At 54.4% G+C, this 977-nt stretch carries 1 protein-coding gene; it reads right to left on the bottom strand.

Annotated features, from left to right (window positions below; all coding sequences use genetic code 11):
- Window positions 1-977, bottom strand: a 977-nt coding sequence (tuf, locus tag SJI19_RS24685) for an elongation factor Tu (RefSeq protein WP_323480874.1), incomplete at both ends; no start/stop codon positions are given.

Below are 977 nucleotides of genomic sequence, written 5' to 3'. Positions count from 1 at the left end.
GCAATCAGGTTAACAACCATCTTGATGTTGTCGCCTGGCATCACCATTTCAACGCCTTCTGGCAGTTCGATGGTACCGGTCACATCAGTCGTACGGAAGTAGAACTGCGGACGGTAGCCTTTGAAGAACGGCGTATGACGGCCACCTTCATCTTTGCTCAGAATATAAACTTCTGATTCGAACTGGGTGTGCGGGTGGATTGAACCCGGTTTAGCCAGTACCTGGCCACGTTCAACGTCGTCACGCTTGGTGCCGCGCAGCAGTACACCGACGTTTTCACCAGCACGGCCTTCGTCCAGCAGTTTGCGGAACATTTCCACGCCGGTACAGGTGGTTTTGATGGTGGCTTTGATGCCGACGATTTCAACTTCTTCACCCACTTTAACCACACCACGTTCCACACGACCGGTCACAACAGTACCACGGCCGGAGATGGAGAATACGTCTTCGATAGGCAGCAGGAACGGTTTGTCAATCGCACGTACCGGCTCAGGAATATAGGTATCCAGAGCTTCGGCCAGTTCGATGATTTTAGAGGTCCAGGCTTCGTCGCCTTCCAGTGCTTTCAGGGCTGAACCACGGATCACCGGGGTGTCATCGCCTGGGAAGTCGTACTGGGACAGCAATTCGCGCACTTCCATTTCAACCAGTTCCAGCAGTTCTTCATCATCAACCATGTCGCATTTGTTCATGAATACGATGATGTAAGGAACGCCTACCTGGCGAGCCAGCAGGATGTGTTCACGGGTCTGCGGCATCGGGCCGTCGGTTGCCGCAACCACCAGGATTGCGCCATCCATCTGAGCGGCGCCGGTGATCATGTTTTTCACATAGTCGGCGTGTCCTGGGCAGTCCACGTGAGCATAGTGGCGAGCAGGGGTATCATATTCAACGTGTGACGTGTTGATGGTGATACCACGAGCCTTTTCTTCCGGCGCGTTATCGATCTGGTCAAACGCGCGGGCGTTGCCGCCGTA

Source organism: Acerihabitans sp. TG2, from assembly GCF_035013185.1.
Lineage (GTDB): Bacteria > Pseudomonadota > Gammaproteobacteria > Enterobacterales > Enterobacteriaceae > Acerihabitans.
This window is presented reverse-complemented; position numbering and strand designations above follow the sequence as displayed.